A 4,019-nucleotide genomic window follows, 5' to 3' on the forward strand; every position below is an offset into this window, starting at 1 on the left:
AGGGCATGCCGATGAGGCCTGATGGATCCCTTTGCAAAACTGCAATGTTTTGCACATACCGATACAAATTCCCATCACCCCCAGCAAAGCCGATTGGGTCCTCGCTCAGCCAGCGGCCGACCGAAGCATCATACCAGCGGTTGAGGTTGTTTTGAAGTTCTGTGTCACTATCAAATGGTCTACTGGTAAATACAAGGCGACTATAGCTGACTAAGAATGCAGAGTAATCAAATAATAAAACATGCCCTATCGCCGGATTACTCTCCGACGTGACCTTGTCGAAGGCGTCGTAGATGAGGTGGTTGACCACGATCGTCGCCCCTTGCCTCCGCCACATCTGGGTTGTCGGGTCTTGCGACCACGCCGGAAACCGTCAGCGGGTCGAAGATCGCAATGTCCGGCACGGTATTCAACGTGGTCGGTCAGAGTTGATCGAACATGCCCCAACGATTCCCTCAGCGGTTCTATCATCAAGGAGGTCATCTCCCCCATATCCACGGTTGACGTACCTTCCTGTAGCTTATGTCGAATGAGGGATTAGTCCACATGTAACCGGTGTGTTATGCGGTGGTCACCAAGTTGTCCATGATGACATCTAAGTAATAACCTGGATACTCATCCTCAATATCCATTATGATCTGGCGGACAGCGCGAGTCTTCGGAATTCGAGACGCATCCCAGCTAATCACCACGGGCGAGTGAAACTTTTCCCCTTTTACGGTGCAATACACCATTTCCACAAGTGGCTTCCTTTCGCTATCCCACAGGATGACACTTTGCCCATTGCGCAGATGCTTTCGAAGAAGTGTAAGCGCAATAGCCATCCTACATTCCTCTTGGAATTCGTGAACCAATCGATTCAATGCATAACTTTCGAATAGGTTTAAAGGACGCGCCTGAATCTCCAGAACGAGGCTCGTTCCTGTGCTGAGTAGATGCCAACGAGTTAATTGTGCGTCGACGCGCGCACCGGTTCTGCCTGATCGCGATACGATGTCTTGACGAAACGCCGCACTACCCAGCGTCTCTAACAGTTCTTCTTGTTCTTCCTGCGTAAGGGCGGGCGCCGGAAACGGGGCTATATCGTAAGCAGTGTTCACGGCCCGTGGGTAAAAAGCTACGACCCCAATGACAACACCCGCTACAGGTGCTGCAACGATTACGCACAGTAAGACGCGCTTCACCGCCGTATTGCTCATTCACACCTCACTTCTTCGAAACACAAACATTCCCAACTGCCCCAGCTCTTTGGCATCTATTGAAGAGTGCCGAATAAGCGAGTTGTTGACACACACTACTCGGATAGTTCTTCTGCGGCCATCCAAAAAACCGGCATGTCTAACTCCACGGTCCTAAATTCAGCTATCCGCTTAAGCTGTTTACGCCCGAAATCGGTGACCTCAGTCCCTCGCAAATCGAGGGATTGTAAGTTTCTCAGGCTAGTAAGCTGCGGAATTCCGTTGTCAGATATACGCGTAGCGCTCAAATCTAACTTCTGAAGGGTTGCGAGTTTGCTTAACCAATGCAAGCCCTCATCCGTTATGCCTGTGCCGGATAAATTTAAAAATTCCAGATCTTTCAAATTCGCTATATATCGCAAGCCTTGGTTACTAATGCCAGTATTTCCGAGTCCCAACGCGCGAAGCCGCTCAAGGCGAGCGATATGCCGCAAGTCCGCATCACGCACGGGCGTGTCGTCCAAAAAAAGAGCCTGCAAGCTCTGAAACCTACTAAGTTCGGATTTGTTCAGATCGTCCAGCGGATTCCCTGAGAGATCAAGCGATTCCAAAGCCGGTAACGTCACCAAGTGTGCTAACCCGGGGCCGTGAACGCCGCAATTCCGCATGGAAAGAACACGGAGCCCGTGCAATTCTTTCAAATGTGCAAGAGATTCATCAGTAATGGCTGGAAAACCACTGAGATCGAGTACCTGCAGATTACATAAAGCAGAGACGTACGCCAGAAAGTCACCGGTCAACTCCCCTTTCCCCGTTATACATAGGGATTCCAGATCTGGAAGTTTTGTGACAATCGCCAGTCCTTCATCGCTAACTGTGGGCTTATCGTCTCGCAAGGTTCGTAGAACATCAGGGCCGATGTCGATGAGCAAAGCACGGATGTGTGACCGGCCCTCCACCGCCTTCGCGATGTCCTCATCGGAATAGGCATTGACAAGAAGCCAATGTGCGGACTTACCTCTTTCCGGAATCGCCAGCGGTATCGTGCCAGTCCGTTCATACTCGCCGTCGTCACATCGCAAGCAGCCGCAACCCATGCAAGCGATGAATCCGACAGAGAGTGTAATCCCTAAAAATCCCTTTCCAGTCCGTGTGCACATGGGATCGCAATTCTCTTCCTTCAAATCTTCCTGAACTTCAGATGTCAACGACTAAACGGCAAAAAACGGCCATCCTACCACGAGCCTAGGTTTTCTCGCAACACGGTCCACATTCGCCGTAGAATTCTTTTTGATAAACAGCTAGAAATAACACCGTACCCAAAGACCACTGATCGTGTTCCTTGCGTGGATCAGTCACAATCACGGCAGTCCAATCCCCAAATAACCCAAAGAATCGACGGCTCAGCTTTACGAAAATCCGGAGCTCGCCCTCAAATTGTTGTGCAACCCGGATACGTTGACCAGGCCCAGGTATCGTGCCGGCCGGACATCGTTTATCGATGTGGAAAATAATTTTTCCGTCGTTTTTTGCCCATTCTCGGGTTGCATCCTCGACGAGCTTCTGTATTCTCTCCTTCGAGAGGCCAGAGGAGCCCTTCGCCGGAAGAACCACACTTATCGTTCTTATGGGCTGGATCACTCGGTATGTCAGCGTACCTCGATACCATAGCGTTAACCCTTCCGGGTCAACGGCTGTTAAGCTTCTATTCCCCACATACCGATACAAATTCCCATCCCCGGCAGCGAAACCGATCGGGTCCTCGCTGAGCCAGCGGCCGACGCGGGCGTCGTACCAGCGGTGGAGGTTGTTTTGTAGGCCCGTGTCAGCATCGAATGGTCGGGCAGTGAAGAGGAACAAGGAGTCCACCGCCGGATTACTCTCCGACGTCACCTTACCAAAAGCGTCATAGATGAGGTGGTTGACCACGGTGGTCATGTCGCTGCCCGGATCATACTTCGCGATGTCCCGCACCGTGTTCAAGTGGTCCGTCAGCGTCCACTGTACAAGGTCGGGTGTACCGCCGTCAACGGCCTCCTCGGCCAAAATTTGGTCCACCGCCGGACCCCAAAATACCGCTGGCGGAGGTGGCCGATCTGAGGGTGCTCGAAGCTGCTCGCCAAACAGCCCGGCACGTGCGTTCATCGGGGTTGGTTGGGTAAGTGATCGTTTTGGCCGGCGCCTCCTGAACCGCGCTTTTTCTGACAAGTCTCGTTGGCGTCATTGCTCCCTGAGGCCCCATTTCCCTCCCTCGGTGGAGCAGCACGACCGTTCGTGAAACGTGAGCCGGGGTGGCGTAACCCCTTCGGCGGAACCACCGTCCCGTCCATCAGTACTACAACATTGAGAATGGAGGGCAAGCCCCCCAATGCTCCGCCTGGCCTACCCCAATACTCGATGACCCAATACCACCGATCACCCGCGCGCGGCACGAGGCTGATGCCTTCCAGGGACCATAGCGTGTCTCTGTCGGCAGAAGACCTGAGCAGTCTCGCCTTCTCCCGCTCGGCCAGGGCAAGTGCCTTTCTGGCCGACAGGGGCGGATTCGCTTCATTCGGTCGCCACGGCGGACTGCGCCGAAGCATTTCGCAGGATATCGTGGTGACAAAGTCCCGGCCATTAAACGAGCTGTACACCTTTTCTCTTACCGGCAATGACGGAGTGCCCGGTCTTGTTGCCCAATAGATCGACGGCGACTCGTCATCCCGTATACCATACTCCCTGGGCTGAACGAGCGTCCCATCCAGCAGCACCGCAAGCGTGAGCCCATACAGCTCGTCGCGGTCATAGTGGACCTTATAGGAAATTTCCCAATACCAGTGGTCCTCCCAGGGCCTAAGC

General features: G+C 53.3%; 5 protein-coding genes. All 5 read right to left on the bottom strand.

From position 1 onward, the window contains the following. On the bottom strand, positions 1 to 337 hold a 337-nt coding region (locus H5U08_RS12030; protein WP_297033330.1), incomplete at its 3' end, for an RHS repeat-associated core domain-containing protein. Between the two features lie 223 nt (positions 338 to 560). After that, on the bottom strand, positions 561 to 1,199 hold the full coding sequence (locus H5U08_RS12035; protein ID WP_297033332.1) for a hypothetical protein: 639 nt from the start codon (positions 1,197 to 1,199) through the stop codon (positions 561 to 563). A gap of 95 nt (positions 1,200 to 1,294) precedes the next feature. Next, on the bottom strand, positions 1,295 to 2,260 hold the full coding sequence (locus tag H5U08_RS12040) for a hypothetical protein (protein WP_297033333.1): 966 nt from the start codon (positions 2,258 to 2,260) through the stop codon (positions 1,295 to 1,297). Between the two features lie 163 nt (positions 2,261 to 2,423). After that, positions 2,424 to 3,236 carry an RHS repeat-associated core domain-containing protein gene (locus H5U08_RS12045; RefSeq protein WP_297033335.1) on the bottom strand — a complete coding sequence of 271 codons (813 nt, stop codon included), beginning with the start codon at positions 3,234 to 3,236 and terminating at the stop codon, positions 2,424 to 2,426. 83 nt (positions 3,237 to 3,319) lie between these two features. Next, positions 3,320 to 4,019: hypothetical protein (locus H5U08_RS12050; RefSeq protein WP_297033337.1), on the bottom strand; the 700-nt coding region annotated here is incomplete at its 5' end.

Source organism: Thermogutta sp. (genome assembly GCF_014359955.1).
Taxonomy (GTDB): domain Bacteria; phylum Planctomycetota; class Planctomycetia; order Pirellulales; family Thermoguttaceae; genus Thermogutta.